Source organism: Halomonas sp. DN3, from assembly GCF_024137905.1.
GTDB classification, from domain to species: Bacteria; Pseudomonadota; Gammaproteobacteria; order Pseudomonadales; family Halomonadaceae; genus Halomonas; species Halomonas litopenaei.
Map to the genome: position 1 here is coordinate 327,531 of NZ_CP099965.1, position 17,063 is coordinate 344,593.

10 protein-coding genes, 2 tRNA genes and 3 rRNA genes are annotated in these 17,063 nt (G+C 60.5%); 10 read left to right on the plus strand and 5 right to left on the minus strand.

The annotated features are described in order from the left end of the window. Nucleotides 1-32: 32 nt before the first annotated feature. The 6 genes from NKF27_RS01465 (at nucleotide 33) to rrf (ending at nucleotide 8,837) form a co-directional block, all read left to right on the plus strand. Nucleotides 33-2,948, plus strand: a complete 2,916-nt coding sequence (locus NKF27_RS01465) for an FAD-binding and (Fe-S)-binding domain-containing protein (RefSeq protein WP_253555055.1) — start codon at nucleotides 33-35, stop codon at nucleotides 2,946-2,948. 640 nt (nucleotides 2,949-3,588) lie between these two features. Next, nucleotides 3,589-5,126: ribosomal RNA gene (locus tag NKF27_RS01470) — 16S ribosomal RNA — on the plus strand. Between the two features lie 103 nt (nucleotides 5,127-5,229). Beyond that, nucleotides 5,230-5,306, plus strand: a tRNA-Ile gene (locus NKF27_RS01475). Nucleotides 5,307-5,344: 38 nt separating this feature from the next. Further along, nucleotides 5,345-5,420 (plus strand) — tRNA-Ala (locus NKF27_RS01480). 200 nt (nucleotides 5,421-5,620) lie between these two features. Next, nucleotides 5,621-8,626 (plus strand): 23S ribosomal RNA (locus tag NKF27_RS01485). A 95-nt stretch (nucleotides 8,627-8,721) separates the two neighbouring features. Next, nucleotides 8,722-8,837: ribosomal RNA gene (gene rrf, locus NKF27_RS01490) — 5S ribosomal RNA — on the plus strand. The 16S, 23S and 5S rRNA genes sit together here with 2 tRNA genes alongside, the layout of an rRNA operon. A gap of 475 nt (nucleotides 8,838-9,312) precedes the next feature. On the opposite strand, the gene NKF27_RS01495 is transcribed toward rrf, so the two are convergent. The 3 genes from NKF27_RS01495 to hisC form a co-directional block, all read right to left on the minus strand. After that, entirely contained in the window at nucleotides 9,313-10,305 is a 993-nt protein-coding gene (locus NKF27_RS01495) for a 2-hydroxyacid dehydrogenase (RefSeq protein WP_253555056.1), read from the minus strand. Between the two features lie 66 nt (nucleotides 10,306-10,371). Further along, nucleotides 10,372-10,776, minus strand: coding sequence for a VOC family protein (locus tag NKF27_RS01500; RefSeq protein WP_108448384.1), 405 nt, complete (start codon nucleotides 10,774-10,776; stop codon nucleotides 10,372-10,374). Between the two features lie 49 nt (nucleotides 10,777-10,825). After that, the gene (hisC, locus tag NKF27_RS01505; protein WP_253555057.1) at nucleotides 10,826-11,881 is read right to left on the minus strand and encodes a histidinol-phosphate transaminase; all 1,056 of its coding nucleotides are present in this window, start codon (nucleotides 11,879-11,881) and stop codon (nucleotides 10,826-10,828) included. A 136-nt stretch (nucleotides 11,882-12,017) separates the two neighbouring features. Here hisC and NKF27_RS01510 point away from each other — a divergent pair, with 136 nt between their 5' ends. Further along, nucleotides 12,018-12,914, plus strand: a complete 897-nt coding sequence (locus tag NKF27_RS01510) for an AEC family transporter (protein WP_045994656.1) — start codon at nucleotides 12,018-12,020, stop codon at nucleotides 12,912-12,914. Nucleotides 12,915-13,015: 101 nt separating this feature from the next. Next, nucleotides 13,016-13,471 carry a copper resistance protein NlpE N-terminal domain-containing protein gene (locus tag NKF27_RS01515; RefSeq protein ID WP_045994657.1) on the plus strand — a complete coding sequence of 152 codons (456 nt, stop codon included), beginning with the start codon at nucleotides 13,016-13,018 and terminating at the stop codon, nucleotides 13,469-13,471. A gap of 151 nt (nucleotides 13,472-13,622) precedes the next feature. Here the strand turns inward: NKF27_RS01515 and NKF27_RS01520 are convergent, their stop codons facing one another. Then, on the minus strand, nucleotides 13,623-14,348 hold the full coding sequence (locus NKF27_RS01520) for a PspA/IM30 family protein (RefSeq protein ID WP_253555058.1): 726 nt from the start codon (nucleotides 14,346-14,348) through the stop codon (nucleotides 13,623-13,625). Between the two features lie 5 nt (nucleotides 14,349-14,353). Continuing rightward, nucleotides 14,354-14,623, minus strand: a complete 270-nt coding sequence (locus NKF27_RS01525; protein WP_045994659.1) for a YiaA/YiaB family inner membrane protein — start codon at nucleotides 14,621-14,623, stop codon at nucleotides 14,354-14,356. A 190-nt stretch (nucleotides 14,624-14,813) separates the two neighbouring features. Here NKF27_RS01525 and NKF27_RS01530 point away from each other — a divergent pair, with 190 nt between their 5' ends. Continuing rightward, entirely contained in the window at nucleotides 14,814-15,590 is a 777-nt protein-coding gene (locus NKF27_RS01530; RefSeq protein WP_253555060.1) for a helix-turn-helix transcriptional regulator, read from the plus strand. A 46-nt stretch (nucleotides 15,591-15,636) separates the two neighbouring features. Then, nucleotides 15,637-17,013 carry a DNA repair protein RadA gene (gene radA / locus NKF27_RS01535; RefSeq protein ID WP_045994661.1) on the plus strand — a complete coding sequence of 459 codons (1,377 nt, stop codon included), beginning with the start codon at nucleotides 15,637-15,639 and terminating at the stop codon, nucleotides 17,011-17,013. The last annotated feature ends 50 nt before the right edge of the window (nucleotides 17,014-17,063 follow it).

Genomic DNA, 17,063 nt, shown 5'->3' on the forward strand with positions numbered 1-17,063 from the left:
GCAATAGCGAATAATCAGACAGGGAGCGCACCATGACGGCCATCACCACCACCAAGCCCACCATTTCCATCGATGAGTTGACGGCGATGCTGACCGAACGCCTGCCCATCGAGCGATTGGTCCAGGATCCGCTGCGCCGGCTGGCCTACGGTACCGATGCCAGCTTCTATCGGCTGGTGCCGAGCCTGGTGGTGAGGCCGGAGACCGAACAGGAGCTTGTCGAAGTCATTGGCGCCTGCCGCGAGGGCAACTGGCCGATGACCTTCCGCGCCGCAGGTACCTCGCTGTCCGGTCAAGCCATCACCGATGGGGTGCTGATTCAGCTGGGACGTGGCTGGCGCGATGCCAGGGTGCTCGATGACGGTGCCAGAATTGACCTGCAGCCCGGTGTTATCGGCGCCAGGGCCAACGAGCTGCTGGCGCCCTTTGGGCGCAAGATCGGGCCGGACCCGGCGTCCATCGCCAGTTGCATGATCGGCGGCATCGCCGCCAACAATGCATCGGGCATGTGCTGTGGCACCGCCCAGAATACTTATCGGACCCTGGACAGCCTGCGCATGGTGCTGCTCGATGGCACGGTACTGGATACTGCCGATGCCGACAGCGTGGCAGCCTTTCGTCAAAGCCATGCGGCCCTGCTCGATGGGCTGGAGCGACTGTCGACCAATGTGCGCACCGATCTCGAGCTGGCCAAGCGCATTCGCCACAAGTATCGCCTGAAAAACACCACCGGCTACGCTCTCAACAGTCTGGTGGATTTCCGTGACGGTGTGGATATCCTGGCCCACCTGATGATCGGCTCCGAGGGCACTCTGGGCTGCATCACCCGCATCACCTATCAGTCGGTACCAGAGCCGCCGCGCAAGGCCGCCGCCCTGATCTTCTTCCCGGATCTCGGCAGCGCCTGCCGTGCCACCATCGCCTTGCGTGGCACCGGCGTGGCGGCGGTGGAACTGATGGATCGTGCGGGGCTGCGTTCGGTGGAGCGGCAGCCGGGCATGCCGGAGCAGCTGCGTGAGCTACCGGACGGCGCCACGGCATTGCTGGTGGATGTCCGCGAGGAGGATGGGCCTCGGCTGGAGGCGCGTATCGAGGAGGTCGGCCAGGCGCTGGAAGGCATCACCACCCTCGAGCCCATCGCCTTCACCGAAGACCCGGTCAGCTACGCGCTCTACTGGAAGGTACGCAAGGGACTGTTCCCCGCCGTCGGTGCTGTGCGTGATCTCGGAACCACCGTGGTGATCGAGGACGTGGCCTTTCCCATCGAACGGCTGGAGGAGGGTGTCGCCGCCCTGACCGAGGCGTTCAAGCGCCATGGCTACGACGACGCCCTGCTGTTTGGTCACGCCCTGGAAGGCAATCTGCACTTCGTCTTCCCCCAGGGCTTTGAGCGTCCGGGGGAGAAAGAGCGCTACCAGGCGCTGATGGCAGATGTCGCCCAGTTGGTAGCCGTGGACTTCGGTGGCTCGCTCAAGGCCGAGCACGGCACCGGCCGCAATATGGCACCCTTTGTGGAGCTGGAGTGGGGCGAAGAGGCCTATGCTCTGATGTGGCAGATCAAGGCGTTGTTCGATCCGGGCCATCTGCTCAACCCCGATGTGATGCTGACGCGCAACCCGACGCTGCACCTCGAAAATCTGAAGCCATTGCCTGAGGCCGACCCCATCGTCGATCGCTGCATCGAGTGTGGCTTCTGCGAAGCCGTGTGTCCTTCACGCGAGCTGACGCTGACGCCTCGCCAGCGCATCGTGCTGACCCGCGAGCGAGCTCGCCTGGCAGCCCTGGATGAGTTGAGCGATGAAGAGCGAGAGCGTCGCGATGCCTTCGAGCAGAGTGCGCTTTACGATATCGATGTCACCTGTGCCGCCGATGGCATGTGTGGGACGCGCTGCCCGGTCGGTATCAATACCGGCGAGATGGTGCTCGCCATGCGCCAGGAACGTCATGTGGGCAAGCAGGAATTGGCAAGGCGAATCGGGCGTCACTTCTCCGGGGCTACCAAGGTTGCCCGGGGCGGCCTGCGCGCGGCCAGCCTGGGGCGTGGGATCATCGGCGACGCTTTGATGGCCCGAGCCAGTCAGGGGCTTCACAAGGCCAGCGGCAAGCGTGTCCCACAGTGGATACCGGCGATACCCGCCGCCGCCCCGATTCGGGTGCTCAAGTCGTCGCGGCCATCGGCAGGCGCATCGTCCGCCGAGGGGCCGCGCGATTCGGTGGTGTACTTCCCTTCCTGCGCCACTCGGGTGTTTGGCGCCGACAAGCGGGACGAATCGGCGCGTGCGGTGATGGAGATCGTACTGAGTCTGCTCGACAGAGCCGGGTATGACGTCATCATTCCCGAAATGCCAGGCCACCTGTGTTGCGGGATGGCGTTTTCCTCCAAGGGGATGGATAACGAGGCGACGCACAAGGCGCGCGAACTCAACCGGGAGTTGCTGGTCGCGAGCCAGAACGGTCGTTTCCCGGTGCTGTTCGATACCAGTCCTTGCAGCTTGCAGGTCGAGGGGCATCTGGATGAGCGCTTGAAGGTGCAGGAGCCGGTGGCCTTCGCCCATGATCACCTGTTGCCGCGCCTGGAGGTGATGCCGCTGGACTGCAAGGTGGCGGTGCACGTGACCTGCTCCAGCCATCGCAAGGGGCTGACCGACTCCTTCGTGGCGCTGGCGCGTGCGTGTGCCAGGGAGGTGGTGGTGCCGGATGGTATCAGTTGCTGCGGATTTGCCGGCGACAAGGGCTTGCGCGTACCGGAACTGACGGCTTCATCGCTGCGTGATCTGTCGGGGCAGGTGGCGGGCTGTGACTTTGGTGTCTCCAATTCGAGAACCTGCGAGATGGGCATGACCCAGCACTCCGGCCTTACCTATCACTCCATACTGGAGTTGCTGGACCGCGCGAGTCAGCCGACTGCTCAAGGGGGCGTATCGAAAGAACGTGCCGTCTCGCTGTAAGGCCCTGCTCCAGGTCGCGACTGAAGCCTGAACCGCTGTCGATGACGCCCCGAAGACATCTCGATGAACTTTTTTGCATAAGGGTATTGCCAAGGGCGGAGGGGATGCGTAAAGTACGCATCCGCTGCCGGCGACGAGCAAACGTCACAGGCGGTGAAGGGTGGTAAAAGTGATTGTTTTGAAAAGGCTTTTTCAAGTCTTCGAAAGATTCTCCACTTGACGGGCAACGAGAAATCGGTAAAATGCTCGCCACTCGATCGGAGTTGCCAAGACGGTATCGCAGGATGCGCGTCAGGCTCGCTTCGCTTTATCTTGGGTCCTGCAGGCGTCGCTTGCACGGCGAAAAAAGAAAGCCTTGACGAAACGCTTCGATTCTGTAGAATACGCCTTCCTCGCAGGGCGCTGCGCCAACAGGCGCTGCAAAGCGAGACGCTCTTCCGGCCGGGTGCCGCAAGAGCAGCTCTTTAAGCTCTCTATAGAGCCCAGAGCACGCTCTTTAATAATTTGATCAGGTAATTCATGTGGGCGCTTGCCGATGAGTCAGTGACACTGTCACTGAAATATCAAGGCAAGCGACTCGTCAAACGAGACGTTTGAACCTTGAGCCAAGTTTGGTCCGCTTAACGGACTATCAGACTTTAAACTGAAGAGTTTGATCATGGCTCAGATTGAACGCTGGCGGCAGGCCTAACACATGCAAGTCGAGCGGAAACGATCCTAGCTTGCTAGGAGGCGTCGAGCGGCGGACGGGTGAGTAATGCATAGGAATCTGCCCGGTAGTGGGGGATAACCTGGGGAAACCCAGGCTAATACCGCATACGCCCTACGGGGGAAAGCAGGGGATCTTCGGACCTTGCGCTATCGGATGAGCCTATGTCGGATTAGCTAGTTGGTGAGGTAACGGCTCACCAAGGCTGCGATCCGTAGCTGGTCTGAGAGGATGATCAGCCACATCGGGACTGAGACACGGCCCGAACTCCTACGGGAGGCAGCAGTGGGGAATATTGGACAATGGGCGAAAGCCTGATCCAGCCATGCCGCGTGTGTGAAGAAGGCCTTCGGGTTGTAAAGCACTTTCAGTGAGGAAGAAAGCCTTGAGGTTAATACCCTCGAGGGAGGACATCACTCACAGAAGAAGCACCGGCTAACTCCGTGCCAGCAGCCGCGGTAATACGGAGGGTGCGAGCGTTAATCGGAATTACTGGGCGTAAAGCGCGCGTAGGCGGCTTGATAAGCCGGTTGTGAAAGCCCCGGGCTCAACCTGGGAACGGCATCCGGAACTGTCAGGCTAGAGTGCAGGAGAGGAAGGTAGAATTCCCGGTGTAGCGGTGAAATGCGTAGAGATCGGGAGGAATACCAGTGGCGAAGGCGGCCTTCTGGACTGACACTGACGCTGAGGTGCGAAAGCGTGGGTAGCAAACAGGATTAGATACCCTGGTAGTCCACGCCGTAAACGATGTCGACTAGCCGTTGGGCTCCTTGAGAGCTTTGTGGCGCAGTTAACGCGATAAGTCGACCGCCTGGGGAGTACGGCCGCAAGGTTAAAACTCAAATGAATTGACGGGGGCCCGCACAAGCGGTGGAGCATGTGGTTTAATTCGATGCAACGCGAAGAACCTTACCTACCCTTGACATCGAGAGAACTTTCCAGAGATGGATTGGTGCCTTCGGGAACTCTCAGACAGGTGCTGCATGGCTGTCGTCAGCTCGTGTTGTGAAATGTTGGGTTAAGTCCCGTAACGAGCGCAACCCTTGTCCCTATTTGCCAGCGATTCGGTCGGGAACTCTAGGGAGACTGCCGGTGACAAACCGGAGGAAGGTGGGGACGACGTCAAGTCATCATGGCCCTTACGGGTAGGGCTACACACGTGCTACAATGGCCGGTACAATGGGTTGCGAATCCGCGAGGTGGAGCTAATCCCATAAAGCCGGTCTCAGTCCGGATCGGAGTCTGCAACTCGACTCCGTGAAGTCGGAATCGCTAGTAATCGTGAATCAGAATGTCACGGTGAATACGTTCCCGGGCCTTGTACACACCGCCCGTCACACCATGGGAGTGGACTGCACCAGAAGTGGTTAGCCTAACTTCGGAGGGCGATCACCACGGTGTGGTTCATGACTGGGGTGAAGTCGTAACAAGGTAGCCGTAGGGGAACCTGCGGCTGGATCACCTCCTTAAACGACACGTCATCTGACTGTCGGTAAGTGCTCACAATGAATTACCTGATCAAGCAAGAGCAGTGACTGTTTGGGTTAAATGCTAAGACCCAGCGTGACAAATGGGTCTGTAGCTCAGTTGGTTAGAGCGCACCCCTGATAAGGGTGAGGTCGGCAGTTCAAATCTGCCCAGACCCACCATTTCTCAGCTGGTTCTAGTCAACAACCCAAAGCGATATGGGGCCTTAGCTCAGCTGGGAGAGCGCAACACTGGCAGTGTTGAGGTCAGCGGTTCGATCCCGCTAGGCTCCACCATTTCTTCGGTCTCAAGTAAGCAGTCGTCAAGTTCTAAGCAAGGTGCTTGTTCGCCACCAGGCGATATCAAGTCTCTCGCTTAGGGCTTTTGCTCTAACGCTCTTTAACAATGTATATCATGCTGACAAAGTAAGATACGTTTCAAGCGTATCCGGCAATTGTCGTGACATCATCGATTGACAGACCCTTTGGGGTTATATGGTCAAGCGATGAAGCGCATACGGTGGATGCCTAGGCAGTCAGAGGCGATGAAAGACGTGGAAGCCTGCGATAAGGTTCGGCGAGGTGGCAAACGACCTGCGACCCGGACATCTCTGAATGGGGAAACCCACCCAAGGTAACTTGGGTATCTCATGTTGAATATATAGACATGAGAGGCGAACCGGGGGAACTGAAACATCTAAGTACCCCGAGGAAAAGAAATCAACCGAGATTCCCCTAGTAGCGGCGAGCGAACGGGGACCAGCCCTTAAGCAACACAACTGGTAGGTGAACAGACTGGGAAGTCTGGCCATAGTGGGTGATAGCCCCGTAACCGAAACCTGAGTGTTGTGAAATCGAGTAGGTCGAGGCACGTGAAACCTTGACTGAAGACGGGGGGACCATCCTCCAAGGCTAAATACTCCTGACTGACCGATAGTGAACCAGTACCGTGAGGGAAAGGCGAAAAGAACCCCGGAGAGGGGAGTGAAATAGATCCTGAAACCGTATGCGTACAAGCAGTGGGAGCCAACTTGTTTGGTGACCGCGTACCTTTTGTATAATGGGTCAGCGACTTATTTTCAGTGGCGAGCTTAACCGTATAGGGGAGGCGTAGAGAAATCGAGTCTTAACTGGGCGACCAGTCGCTGGAAATAGACCCGAAACCGGGCGATCTATCCATGAGCAGGTTGAAGGTTGAGTAACATCAACTGGAGGACCGAACCAGGATCTGTTGAAAAAGATTTGGATGACTTGTGGATCGGAGTGAAAGGCTAATCAAGCCCGGAGATAGCTGGTTCTCCTCGAAAGCTATTTAGGTAGCGCCTCACGTATCACCGCCGGGGGTAGAGCACTGTTTCGGCTAGGGGGTCATCCCGACTTACCAACCCGAGGCAAACTCCGAATACCGGTGAGTGCAAGCGTGGGAGACACACAGCGGGTGCTAACGTCCGTTGTGAAAAGGGAAACAACCCAGACCGTCAGCTAAGGTCCCGAAATCCTGGTTAAGTGGGAAACGATGTGGGAAGGCTTAGACAGCTAGGAGGTTGGCTTAGAAGCAGCCATCCTTTAAAGAAAGCGTAATAGCTCACTAGTCGAGTCGGCCTGCGCGGAAGATGTAACGGGGCTCAAACCAGGTACCGAAGCTACGGGTGTGTTCGCATCACTTAAGGTGATTCGATAGTGTCAGTTCGCTGCCATCGCGAAGCGATGGCAAAGCGCTTCCCGAACGTTGAGTCGGGCAGGGCAAGGTGAACGGCCTGAGTCATTTTAAGGATGCGAACACGCGGTAGAGGAGCGTCGTGTAAGCCGATGAAGGTGTGTTGAGAAGCATGCTGGAGGTATCACGAGTGCGAATGCTGACATGAGTAACGACAAGGGGAGTGAAAAACTCCCCCGCCGGAAGACCAAGGGTTTCTGTTCGACGCTAATCGGAGCAGAGTGAGTCGGCCCCTAAGGCGAGGCCGAAAGGCGTAGTCGATGGGAAACGGGTCAATATTCCCGTACCTCACAGTATTGCGATGGGGGGACGAAGAAGGCTAGGTGAGCCAGGCGTTGGTTGTCCTGGTGAAAGCCGGTAGGCTGAGGATTCAGGTAAATCCGGATCCTCAAGGCCGAGAGGCGAGACGAACTGACTACGGTCAGGAAGTCATCGATGCCACGCTTCCAGGAAAAGCCTCTAAGCTTCAGATACTGTGAGACCGTACCCCAAACCGACACAGGTGGTCAGGTAGAGAATACCAAGGCGCTTGAGAGAACTCGGGTGAAGGAACTAGGCAAAATGGTGCCGTAACTTCGGGAGAAGGCACGCCGCATTAGGGTGAAGGTCCTCGCGACCGGAGCCTGACGCGGTCGAAGATACCAGGTGGCTGCAACTGTTTATTAAAAACACAGCACTCTGCAAACGCGCAAGCGGACGTATAGGGTGTGACGCCTGCCCGGTGCCGGAAGGTTAAGTGATGGTGTTAGCTCACGCGAAGCTCCTGATCGAAGCCCCGGTAAACGGCGGCCGTAACTATAACGGTCCTAAGGTAGCGAAATTCCTTGTCGGGTAAGTTCCGACCTGCACGAATGGCGTAATGATGGCCACGCTGTCTCCACCCGAGACTCAGTGAAATTGAAATCGCAGTGAAGATGCTGTGTACCCGCGGCTAGACGGAAAGACCCCGTGAACCTTTACTACAGCTTCACACTGGACGCTGATGTTGCTTGTGTAGGATAGCTGGGAGGCTTTGAAACCCTGTCGCCAGATGGGGTGGAGCCAACCTTGAAATACCAGCCTGGCATCATTGGCGTTCTAACTCAGGACCGTAATCCGGTTCGAGGACCGTGTGTGGTGGGTAGTTTGACTGGGGCGGTCTCCTCCCAAAGAGTAACGGAGGAGCACGAAGGTACCCTCAGCACGGTTGGAAATCGTGCAGTGAGTGCAAGAGCATAAGGGTGCTTAACTGCGAGACAGACACGTCGAGCAGATACGAAAGTAGGTTCTAGTGATCCGGTGGTTCTGTATGGAAGGGCCATCGCTCAACGGATAAAAGGTACTCCGGGGATAACAGGCTGATACCGCCCAAGAGTTCACATCGACGGCGGTGTTTGGCACCTCGATGTCGGCTCATCACATCCTGGGGCTGAAGTCGGTCCCAAGGGTATGGCTGTTCGCCATTTAAAGTGGTACGCGAGCTGGGTTTAGAACGTCGTGAGACAGTTCGGTCCCTATCTGCCGTGGGCGTTGGAGATTTGAGAAGCGCTGCTCCTAGTACGAGAGGACCGGAGTGGACGTACCTCTGGTGTTCCGGTTGTCACGCCAGTGGCATTGCCGGGTAGCTATGTACGGACGGGATAACCGCTGAAAGCATCTAAGCGGGAAGCCCCCTTCAAGATGAGATCTCCCTGAGGCCTTGAGCCTCCTAAAGGACCCAGCAAGACCAGCTGGTTGATAGGCCGGGTGTGGAAGCGCTGCAAGGCGTTGAGCTAACCGGTACTAATGGTCCGTGAGGCTTGACCATATAACACCCAAAGGGTTTTGGTCGATGATGTCTCGAATCAATTGACGGATACGATGAAACGTATCGTCGGCATGATATATATTGTCTTTTTTCCGCCTGACGACCATAGCGAGTGGGAACCACCTGATCCCTTGCCGAACTCAGAAGTGAAACCGCTCAGCGCCGATGGTAGTGTGGGGTCTCCCCATGCGAGAGTAGGTCATCGTCAGGCATTTATTCAGAAGAAGCCCAGTTCCGAGAGGAGCTGGGCTTTTTCGCATGCATGGGGCAGACCCCGCTTTTTATATGTGGGGCCGCACTGCGTGCGGTCCGGCCGCTCGCAGGCTCGCGTCGTTCGTCCCCCCTTGCAGCTTCGCTGCAAACCCTGGGGTGACTCACCCCCATGCGAGAGTAGGTCATCGTCAGGCATTTATTCAGAAGAAGCCCAATTCCGAGAGGAGTTGGGCTTTTTCGCATGCATGGGAAGACCCCGCTCTTTATATGTGGGGCCGCACTGCGTGCGGTCCGGCCGCTCGCAAGCTCGCGTCGTTCGTCCCCCCTTGCGGCGTTGCCGCAAAAGCTCGGGGTGACTCACCCCCATGCGAGAGTAGCCGGTAGGCCGGCCCGTCCATCAGGCATTTATTCAGAAGAGGCCCGATTATCGGAAGATAATCGGGCCTTCTTTTGTTCAGGGCCGCGTCGACTCTCTAGAGCTGACAGTGCTGATCGAGGGGACGCCCTTCCTCGAAGGCGGTGAGGCTTTCCAGCGTGGTCGATGCGATCTCGCTCAGGGCTTCCCGGGTGAAGAAGCCCTGGTGGCCGGTGACGACGACATTGGGGAAGCTGATAAGGCGGGCAAAGACGTCGTCCAGCGGGATGTCGTCGCTGCGGTCCTCGAAGAACATGCCGGCTTCCTGCTCGTAGACGTCGAGACCCAGGTAGCCGAGCTTGCGACGTTTCAGGGCTTCGATACAGGCGCGTGTGTCGACCAGGGCGCCGCGGCTTGTGTTGATCAGCATCACCCCGTCCTTCATTCGGGAAAAGGCCGACTCGTCGATCAGGTGGTGGGTGTCTGGGGTGAGCGGACAGTGCAGCGAGATGATGTCGCTGTGTGCCAGCAATTCATCGAACTCGACCTGCGCGATGTCGGCTTGGTTGGGGATGCGGATGGGGGCTGGGTCGGTGACCAGCACGCGGCAGCCAAAGCCGCTCAGGATACCCGCCAGGGAGCGGCCGATCTGGCCGAAGCCGACGATCCCGACGGTCTTGCAGGCGAGGTTGAAGCCGAGCAGGCCATTGAGGTCGAAGTTATCCTCACGCACCCGGTTGTAGGCCTTGTGGATCTTGCGGCTGAGCGTGAGCATCAGGGCGACACAGTGCTCGGCAACGGCGTCGGGGCTGTAGGACGGTACGCGACACACCTGGATGTTGAGCCGACGGGCGGCGTCGAGGTCAACGTTATTGAATCCTGCGCACCTGAGCGCGACCAGACGCACTCCTACCACGGCCAGACGCTCGAGCACGGTGCGATCCAGCTCATCGTTGACGAATACGCACACTGCATCGAGTCCCTGGCAGAGGGTCACGGTGCGGGCGCTGAGGCGTTGCTCGAAGTGCACGATACTCAGTTGAGGATGATGCTCATCGGAAAAGAAGGGGCGTTCGTAGGGCTGAGAGCTGAAGAAGCCTACCTTGAGCATGGTGCTTGCCTCGCGGGTCAGGGACAGTGGCGGAATCGGCTGAAGCGCTGTGTGGTTGCGGTGACGTCAGGCTTGCGTCTCGTAGAGTTCGATAGGTGTTCCGTCAGGATCGGCGAAGAAGGTGAAGCGGGCACCGGTGAACTCGTCGACTCGGATAGGTTCGGGTCGCGCGCCACGCCGCTTCAGCAACGCGACGCTGGCGTCCAGGTCTGATGTTGCCAGGGCAAGGTGACGAAGACCGCAGGCCTCCGGATAGCTTGGCCGAGGCGGCGGAGAGGGAAAGGAGAACAGCTCGAGCTGGATGCCTCCAGGCAGGGCAAGGTCCAGCTTGTAGCTGTCACGTTCGTGGCGGTAGGCCTCGTTGAGGATGCGGGCGTCGAGCACCTCAAGATAGAAGCGCCGGGCGCGTTCGTAGTCGGCGGTGATCAGGGCGACGTGGTGCACTCCGGTCAACGGCAGACGCTCACTCATGGGGGCCTCTTGCAAAGAAGGGGCGCCGCGCGGCGCCCGATGTTGTGTCCTAGCGACAGAGGTCGCTGAGCACCTCGATCAGCGAGTCCATCTCGTCATCGGTGCCGATGGAGATACGCAGATGATCGCGCAGCGTCTCGGTATTGAAGTGGCGTACCAGGATGCCGCGCTCGCGCAGACCGACGAAAAGCTGGGCTGCGTCGTGCTTGGGGTGTGACGCCAGCACGAAGTTGGTCTGTGACGGCAGCACCTCGAAGCCCAGGTCATCGAGACGCTGGCGAGTACGTTCGCGTGTGGTGATCACCGCCTGACGCGTGGCCTCGAAGTAGTCGCTGTCTTCCAGTGCGGCGATGCCGATGGCGCTGGCCAGGGCGTCCACCGGGTAGGAGTTGAAGGAGTCCTTCACCCGGGTCAGACCCTCGATCAACTCCGGTGAGCCCGCCGCATACCCAAGACGAAGCCCTGCCAGGCTGCGCGACTTGGAGAAGGTGCCGGTCACCAGCAGGTTGGGGTAGCGCTCGACCAGGGGAACGGCGCTCTCGCCGCCAAAGTCCACGTAGGCTTCGTCCACCAGCACCACGCGGTCGGTGACCTTGTCGAGCAAGGCCGCGATGGCCTCGCGGCCATGGCCGTGACCGGTGGGGGCATTGGGGTTGGCAAAGATCACGCCGCCGCTGTCGCTGGCCAGGGCGTCCAGGTCGACACGCCACTGATCGTCCAGCGCGAAACGCTGGCTGTCGATGTCGTACATGCGGCAGTAGACCGGATAGAAGCTGTAGGAGATATCCGGCATCGCCAGCGGCTTGTCCTGGCGGAAGAAGGCCTGGAAGGCCAGCGCCAGCACCTCGTCGGAGCCATTGCCGGCGAAGACGTTGGCGGAAGTCGTGCCGAGGGCCTGGGCCAGGGCCTCACGCAGGGCGCTCGAGGTGGGGTCCGGGTAGCGCCGCAGATGATCCGCCGAGAACTCGCGCAGGACCCGTTCCACGCCAGGCGCGGGCGGATAGGGGTTCTCGTTGGTGTTGAGCTTGATCAGCTTCTCGCGGGGCTGTTCGCCCGGCACGTAGGGGGTCAGTTCCCGAACGTTGGGACTCCACAACTGGCTCATGGTCTCTCGCTTGGCAGGCTTGGCAGAATCGAAGGCTTGATTACCACTTTGGTCATGGTGACCGCTGCCAGGGCCCTGCGCAAGTCGCTGACGTGCTAGGCTGCGAGCGCTGACCGTTTGCCGCCTAAGAGACTCCATGACCGCTCAGATCCTCGCCACTCTGCTACCGGTATTTCTGATTTCGGGGGCCGGTACCCTCTATGGCAAGTTGCGCTCTCCCGACATCCGTAGCCTCAACACCCTCAACATGGAGCTGTTCGTGCCCATGCTGGTATTTGTGGTGCTGGCCGACCGCCAGGCGCCGCTTGAGGACTACGCCTGGCTGGCGTTGGCCGGCGCCGTGGTGGTAGTCGGGTCAGGGCTGCTGGTATGGCCGGTGGTGAAGTGGCTCAGGCTCGAGCCGAAGACCTTTGTGCCTCCGATGATGTTCAACAATTCCGGCAACATGGGCATCCCGCTGCTGATCCTGGCCTTCGGCGAGCAGGCGCTGCCGGCGGCAGTGGTGCTGTTCATCGTCGAAATGCTGCTGCACTTCTCGCTGGGACTGAAGATGCTCAGTCCCCATACGCCGTTGTGGCGCCTTTTGCGCATGCCCATCGTGCTGGCGAGCCTCGCTGGCCTGGCGGTTAATCTGTCCGGGCTTTCGCTACCGGGCTGGCTGCTGGAGGCGATGCATATGCTGGGTGGTGTGTGCATCCCGCTGTTGCTGTTCGCCCTGGGCGTGCGGATGCTCGATATCGACTTCGGTGACTGGAAGACCGGACTGCTCGGGGCGGTGCTGTGCCCGCTGTCCGGGCTCTTGCTGGCCTGGCCGTTGATCATGCTGCTTGAACTAGAGGGACTCAAGGCCGCGTCGCTGTGGGTGTTCGCCGCCCTGCCGCCGGCGGTGCTCAACTACCTGGTGGCCGAGCAGTATCGCCAGCAGCCGCACTCGGTGGCCTCGCTGGTACTGATTGGCAACCTCGGTAGTCTGATCGTGATGCCGATCGTGCTTGGCCTGGTGTTCGCCCACGTGATGCCACCGGTGTCGTGAGCCGGCAGCGATACAGGGCTGTGCGCAACGAAGCTGGGAGGTTATGCTGTCGGCAGGCTGCCGATTCGTCGGTTCCATGCTCAATGGTTAGGAGGACTAATATGCAACTCAGGACTTTGCTGGCGGGATCCGCCATGCTCGCCCTTTTGGCCGGCTGTGCGAGTGGCCCCAGCGACGAGGGATCCGGTGGTGAAGCCATCCAGGCGACCTCGGCGACCTACCAGGGGACCCTGCCGTGCCGTAACTGCGACGGCATCGCCCTGACGGTTACCATGGAAGGTGAAGACCAGAGCGCCCCGGCGCAGCGCACCTTCGATCTGACCGCGGCCTACCAGAACCATCCCCAGAATCCGCCGAACGAGAACTACTCCGGCAACTGGGATGTGCTGACCGGTACCGCCGACAATCCGGAGGCCACCGTCTACGAGCTGGTCCCCAACGGTGAAGGCCAGACCTACTACTTCATGCGCGTCAATCCGCAGACTCTGGAGCTGATCGACCCCCAGCGTCGTCGCTTCCAGAACAACGACATGCTGCAGCTGACCCGCCAGCAGTAAGTCGCACGGCATGCAAGTGTCGAACACAAAGGGCGGCCCCAGGTGGGCCGCCCTTTGGCGTCTTGACGTGATGGTATTGTGCCGACAGGCCCGCTCGGCACCGCCTGGAGCTGTTTCGAAGCGCTGGCGGTGCTCGCGCTGATCGCAGGGCTCATGCCCCACGGGGCGATTCGCCTGGAACGGCAGCCGCGCTCCCTTGGGCCTTCAGCCGGGCAAGCACACTCCTGGCGTCCATCTGTCCCCCGAGGATACCCGACGTCCTGAGGCGTCGATCCAGATCCTGGCCGCTGGCCTCTTCATCCAGCTCCTTGAGGGCCGTCGTGACCTCGGACTGGTGTTCCTGAGACGCGCGGATACGCTCGAAGCTGGATGCAATTTCGTCCATGTGCCCCTTTAGCCCGGTACTGCAAGCGCCCAGCTTCCGCCCAAGGCCAGCATGGCCGCCTCGCACCTTGGCCAGTTTCATTTCGCGCTGGTAGTGGCGCAGTGACTGAGCCGCTTGCCCGAGCTCCTCGCGCAGGGTCTGTTCCTGTCGCGACAAGGCCTCGGCGTGCTGTCGCTGTGAGGTCAATTGGCTTTCGACCTCGGCGATGCGGCTGGCCACGGCCAAGGCCAGCGCTTCATCGTCCTGTTCGAGGGCCGCGCGAGCCTGGTGCTCTCTGGCTTCGAGCTGCTCGGCCAGTTGCTGGTTGTGGCGCTCGAGCTGTCTGCGTTCGGCGATCAGGCCAGCGAGATCGAGGCGCGCCTGGTGCAAGGCCTGCTCGGCCTCACGGATCTCCTGGGCCATGATCCGCAATGCGTTGGCATCCACCAGTTTCTCTACCGGTTCGTGAGCTGTCGCCCGAACCAGAGTGTGCAGTTTCGTCCAAAGTGACATGGTGGCTACTCCGTGTATTCCTTGAGAAGTTGCTGGGTGCGAGCCTCGGAGATGCGGTTGTGGAAGCGCCGGCTCTCGTGATCATCGCGTAGCGTCTTGGACAGGGTGATGGTGGTGGAGACCAGAAACAGTGAACACACGCCGAGATAGCCTTTGACCAGCAGGTCGATGGGCGCCATCACGATACCGACCGCCATGGCGGCCAGCGCGATGGCAAAGGTGACCTTGACGAAGAACAGCCAGCCTGACGAATTGTTGCTCGCTTCATTTTCCATGGAGATCTCCTGCTTACTGGGTGGTGGAGCCGACATCGCCTACAGGGTGTGGCGAGCGCGGCGTCGATGGCACTATGGCGAGGTCGGGGCGCGGTACGCCAGCAGGATCCGGAAGGTAGCGTGTTGTTGAGCCGTGAGTCGCGTATTCTGCTACCTTGGCCGGGGCTTTCGGCGATGAGGGATGTGAGTCATGGCGCAGACGGTGGCGATTGTGGATGCGCTCAAGGCAGCACTGCGGGCCAATGGCGTCACCTATCAACAGGTGGCGGCGGCGCTTGGCCTGTCCGAGGCCAGCGTCAAGCGGCTGTTCGCCGAGCGCCAGTTTTCGCTGCAGCGCCTGGATCAGGTGTGTGCCCTGGTCGGTCTCGAGATCACAGACCTTGTACGCCAGCTGGAGCCCCAGGCGCTGGTCGACGCGATCGCCCCAGAGCTTGAGCAGGAGCTGGTCTCTGACATGTCGCTGCTGCTGGTGGCCTTCTGTGCGCTTAATCGCTGGCGCTTTGAAGATATCTGTGCGACCTATTCGCTCGGCGAGCCTCAGGTGATAACGCACCTGGTGCGGCTCGATCGTATGGGATTGATCGAGCTGCTGCCGGGCAATCGCATCAAGCTGCTGATCAGCTATGACTTCCAGTGGCAGCCGCAAGGGCCTATCCAGCGCTTCTTCGAGTCCCGGGTCCAGGAGGATTTCCTGGCGTGTCGCTTCGATCGCCCGGGCGAGATAAGACTGTTCGTCAATGGCATGCTGTCGGTGCGCTCCAATGAGGTGATGCAGCAGAAGCTTCGGCGGCTGGCGCTGGACCTTCGCCACTGTCACCAGGAAGATCTGTCGCTGCCGCTGGAGCAGCGCTTTGGTGTCAGCCTGATGATCGCCATGCGCCCCTGGGAGATGGAGGTGTTTCGCCGCTACCGCCGTGTTGAGGACGACAAGTGCTACCCGGGACACGGCGGCAAGCCGCAGAGTTGACCATCGCTGACGAACGAACCCGATTAAACCGATAGAGAGAGGATTCATGGCCAAGGCCAAGAGCGCCTTCGTGTGCACCGAGTGCGGTGCCGAGTACCGCAAATGGCAGGGGCAGTGTTCCAGCTGCCAGGAGTGGAACACCTTGACCGAGGTGCGTCTGTCCTCGCCTGCCAGAAGCGGGTCGAGCGCCGGCGCGACGGCGCGCGGTGGCTACGCCGGCAGCCTGTCGCGTGAGGTGGTGGATCTGGCCAACGTGGATCTGTCGGAGGTGCCGCGGTTGTCGTCGACCTTTGCCGAGTTCGACCGCGTACTCGGTGGCGGTCTGGTGCCGGGCTCCGCGGTGCTGCTGGGCGGCCACCCCGGGGCAGGCAAGTCCACCTTGCTGCTGCAGACCGCCTGCAAGCTGGCTCAGGAGCGCAGCGTACTCTACGTCACCGGCGAGGAGTCGCTGTCCCAGGTGGCGATGCGCGCCCACCGCCTGCAGCTGCCGACCCAGGGGCTCAAGATGCTGGCGGAGACCAGCGTCGAGACCATCCTGGCGGTGGCCGAGCGCGAGCGCCCCGAGGTGCTGGTGATCGACTCGATCCAGACCATGCATCTGGAGGACATCTCGTCGGCGCCGGGTGGTGTGGCCCAGGTACGCGAATCCGCGGCGGCACTAACCCGTTTCGCCAAGCAGTCCAGCACGGTGCTGCTGCTGGTCGGCCACGTCACCAAGGACGGCAGCCTGGCCGGGCCCAAGGTGCTCGAGCACATGATCGACGCCTCCCTGTTGCTGGAAGGCGGCGCCGATTCCCGCTTCCGTACCCTGCGCGGCCAGAAGAACCGCTTCGGTGCGGTCAACGAGCTGGGCGTCTTCGCCATGCTGGAACACGGCATGAAGGAGGTGAAGAACCCCAGCGCGATCTTCCTTTCGCGTCAGCAGGAGCAGGCCCCCGGCAGCCTGGTGATGGTGGTGTGGGAAGGCACCCGGCCGATCCTGGTGGAGGTGCAGGCGCTGCTCGATGAGTCGGCGCTGGGCAACCCGCGCCGCGTCGCGGTGGGGCTGGATGCCAATCGCCTGTCGATGCTGCTGGCGGTGCTGCACCGTCACGGTGGCCTGTTTACCGGCGACCAGGACGTCTTTCTCAACGTCGTCGGCGGGGTCAAGGTGCTGGAGACCAGTGCCGACCTGGCGGTATTGCTGGCGGTGGTGTCGAGCCTGCAGGGCAGGGCACTGCCGCGCGAGCTGGTGGTATTCGGCGAGGTTGGCCTGTCCGGGGAGATTCGCCCCGTGCCGAGCGGCCAGGAGCGTATCGTCGAGGCCGCCAAGCACGGTTTTACCCGCGCCATCGTACCCCGGGGTAACGCTCCCAAGAACTCACCGGCGGGGATGGAGGTGGTGGCGGTGGACAAGCTCGCCGACGCCCTCGAAGTGCTGTAACCCCATCCATGAACTGATCACCAGGGCGCCAGACCATACCCTGATCACCG

Coding starts and splice junctions, on each gene's coding strand:
- hisC (WP_253555057.1), bottom strand. CDS start 11,881: ATGAGCCAGTTGTGGAGTCCCAACGTTCGGGAACTGACCCCCTACGTG.
- NKF27_RS01515 (WP_045994657.1), top strand. CDS start 13,016: ATGCAACTCAGGACTTTGCTGGCGGGATCCGCCATGCTCGCCCTTTTG.
- NKF27_RS01520 (WP_253555058.1), bottom strand. CDS start 14,348: ATGTCACTTTGGACGAAACTGCACACTCTGGTTCGGGCGACAGCTCAC.
- NKF27_RS01500 (WP_108448384.1), bottom strand. CDS start 10,776: ATGAGTGAGCGTCTGCCGTTGACCGGAGTGCACCACGTCGCCCTGATC.
- radA (WP_045994661.1), top strand. CDS start 15,637: ATGGCCAAGGCCAAGAGCGCCTTCGTGTGCACCGAGTGCGGTGCCGAG.
- NKF27_RS01510 (WP_045994656.1), top strand. CDS start 12,018: ATGACCGCTCAGATCCTCGCCACTCTGCTACCGGTATTTCTGATTTCG.
- NKF27_RS01530 (WP_253555060.1), top strand. CDS start 14,814: ATGGCGCAGACGGTGGCGATTGTGGATGCGCTCAAGGCAGCACTGCGG.
- NKF27_RS01525 (WP_045994659.1), bottom strand. CDS start 14,623: ATGGAAAATGAAGCGAGCAACAATTCGTCAGGCTGGCTGTTCTTCGTC.
- NKF27_RS01465 (WP_253555055.1), top strand. CDS start 33: ATGACGGCCATCACCACCACCAAGCCCACCATTTCCATCGATGAGTTG.
- NKF27_RS01495 (WP_253555056.1), bottom strand. CDS start 10,305: ATGCTCAAGGTAGGCTTCTTCAGCTCTCAGCCCTACGAACGCCCCTTC.